This window comes from Microvirga guangxiensis, from assembly GCF_900102135.1.
Lineage (GTDB): Bacteria > Pseudomonadota > Alphaproteobacteria > Rhizobiales > Beijerinckiaceae > Microvirga > Microvirga guangxiensis.
The window spans coordinates 1-2,518 of the sequence record NZ_FMVJ01000030.1 but is presented as its reverse complement, the minus strand read 5'-3'; the positions used below and the strand labels follow the sequence as shown (position 1 = coordinate 2,518).

Here is a 2,518-nt window from a genome sequence, read left to right as displayed (position 1 = left end):
ACCTCAAACTCTTGCTGACCTCCACGTCATCGCACTGGTCTGCATTATGTTAAGACAGGCCGTAAACTACATCGCAGTCCATAACAGCCTCTAGAGCAGTTCAGCCGGCGCAAGCGTATAGTCACTGGCAAGGGGCATGTCGACGAAACGTAAAGGTGCGTGGTCAGTGGCGGCATCTGTATCGCGCGATCGACAGCAACGGCGACACGGTGGAGTTCTGGTTCAGTGAACGGCACAATCTTGCGGCCGCGAAGCGGTTCCTGCGTTAGGCCCTGAAGCACCACGGCCGGCCCGAGCGGTTCGTGATTGATGGCAGCCGGACCAGCCGCGAGGCGGCCCTATCCTGTGACGCGACAGACCGGCTGCAGGATCGGTAATGCGCAAACTCAAGCCGGTCCGGATCCAGCAAAGTGCCGACCTCATCAATCGCATCGAGCAGGATCATCGGGCTGTCAAGAGGCGGATCCAGCCGATGCTCGGCTTTAAGTCGACGGCATCCGCTCGGGTGTTCTTGGGTGGCATCGAGATGGTGCACATGATGCGAAACGGACAGGCAAGGTATGCCTGCAAGCGGCGGCTATCACCCGCTGGGAGTCCGAGCTACTCGCCGCATGAGCCAGTCACAGATATCTTCTACTTTCGCGGCCCTGCTCACGCCTTGCGACAGAACCAATTAAAATGCCTGCCCCTGAACTCCGCGTCCTCCGCCATTGAGACCTCCGCCCCAGGAGCTGAAACTCTGAAACAAAGATTTGCGACACATCCCACCTGACAACTCATCTGTCTTAGACAGCCCACTCTTGCGCCTTGGTGACGAGGAAGTCACGAAACGCCTGGACTCTTGCTACCGAGCGGATCTCTTCTGGATAGACCAAGTAGGTATCGAGCGTCGGCATCTCGACATCCTGAAGCACCTGTCGAACCCTCGGGTTCCTACTCATTGCGCAGTCCGGCGCCATACCGATTCCTGCTCCTAATTCAATGGCCTGGCGCAGAGCGAGGCTGTCGTTGACCACCAAACGACTTGGACGAGGGTCCTTCGCATGACGCCCCAGGGCGGTCAGGCAGTGAAGGTCGAGGATGAAGGCCGGCTGGTCACCTCCTAGGCTGACAATGGAATGACCATCGAGATCAGCAATGCTCTGCGGCTCTCCAAAACGCTCGAGATACGCATGCGAGGCATAAGCATGGTAGTGAATGGAGAACAGGCGCCGCTGGATCAGGTCCGGCTGGGTCGGGCGGCGCAGCCGGATAGCAATGTCGGCCTCGCGCATCGAAAGATCCAACTCGTCGCTCGTTAAGATCAACTGGATCCGCACCTCCGGATAGAGGTCGAGGAATTCGGATATGCATTGGGCCAGCCAGATGCCTCCGATCCCGATTGTGGCTGTGACCCTGAGATCGCCTGTCGGTCGCTGAGTTGTCTCTGTCAGAAGTTGCCGGGTTTTATCGAGACGGAGGTGCATATCCTTGGCAGCTCTGAAGAGCAGATCGCCATGCTCGGTCAGGATGAGCCCGCGGGAATGACGGTGAAAGAGCGGGACCTTGAGCTCGCTCTCCAAAGCCATGACCTGCCGGCTGACAGCGGACTGGCTCAGCCTGAGCTTTTCGGCGGCGCTGGTAAAGGTGCCAGCTTCGGCCACCTCATAAAACACCCTGATCTTATCCCAATCCAACGTGCGCCCCACTCCCAATCAATTCTCCGCAAGCGATGTATGTCCTGATGACAGGCCATTGATCAATCATCATGAGATGCCGTGAGCATCGTTCCCGGTGGACCAGTAACATCTCGTTAGGCCACCCAGGATAGGGAGAATAATGCTGAGACCAGGAGTGAGGCATGGCTCTGCGCTGGAAACCAACGATCCCTGACGATCGCAATCCTGAGGACGTGGTCGGCAGTCTTCATATTCACATCTTTGCGCGGGTGTACCGGATTCCTAACGGTCAGGCTCAGGGGCGCTTCCGCTGGTATCTCAAGGATGTTCCAGGATCCGCCGGGGTTCAGCTCCAAGGTGTCGAGGAGACGCAAAGGAAAGCACAAAACACCGCCAACTTCCACTTTCAGCTCTGGCTCAAACGGGCTGGACTCGTGGAGGCCCCGTCACAAGCCCAAAAACAACTCGCCCTCCCTTCACCCCAACGTCAGAGCCGAGAGTGCCACGCAGGCGAGGGCTGAAATGCCTGTCTATTGATGGATCGCATGAAGGTTAGACACGCCGCAGCGGGCACGCTCAGCGCCGCTGTGGCCGGTGTGAATGTAATCGGCAATCTCATAGCCAGGTACCTTCTCACCCGCGGCATCGGACGCCCGACTTTAATCGCGGGAGCTAGTCTCATTATGGGGAATCGTGCTCGCGCATCAGGCGGCGGATCTTATGGTTCACCACCATGCCGGCCTGCCGCAGGGCCGCGCCCACGCGCTGGTAGCCATAACTTTCGAACTCATCGCAGATGGCGGCGATCGCCTCGACAATGGCGGTGTCGTCGGCAGGAGCCGTCGGCTCATCGTAGTAAG

At 58.4% G+C, this 2,518-nt stretch carries 3 protein-coding genes and 1 pseudogene; 2 read left to right on the top strand and 2 right to left on the bottom strand.

Annotated elements, in window-relative coordinates:
- Window positions 1-90: 90 nt before the first annotated feature.
- Window positions 91-565: pseudogene (locus tag BLP10_RS22665) on the top strand (IS6 family transposase); the annotation flags it as partial.
- Window positions 566-785: 220 nt separating this feature from the next.
- Here BLP10_RS22665 and BLP10_RS22660 read toward each other — a convergent pair.
- Window positions 786-1,676, bottom strand: coding sequence for a LysR family transcriptional regulator (locus tag BLP10_RS22660; RefSeq protein WP_091140017.1), 891 nt, complete (start codon window positions 1,674-1,676; stop codon window positions 786-788).
- 164 nt (window positions 1,677-1,840) lie between these two features.
- On the opposite strand from BLP10_RS22660, the gene BLP10_RS22655 reads away from it, so the two are divergent.
- A complete protein-coding gene (locus tag BLP10_RS22655; protein ID WP_091140009.1) occupies window positions 1,841-2,179 on the top strand; it encodes a hypothetical protein in 339 nt (112 codons plus the stop codon).
- Between the two features lie 160 nt (window positions 2,180-2,339).
- Here the strand turns inward: BLP10_RS22655 and BLP10_RS22650 are convergent, their stop codons facing one another.
- Entirely contained in the window at window positions 2,340-2,477 is a 138-nt protein-coding gene (locus BLP10_RS22650; RefSeq protein WP_091140014.1) for an IS3 family transposase, read from the bottom strand.
- Between the last annotated feature and the right edge of the window lie 41 nt (window positions 2,478-2,518).

Bases quoted from the DNA above. Each gene is read 5' to 3' on its own strand.
- BLP10_RS22655 (WP_091140009.1), top strand. From the start codon at position 1,841: ATGGCTCTGCGCTGGAAACCAACGATCCCTGACGATCGCAATCCTGAG.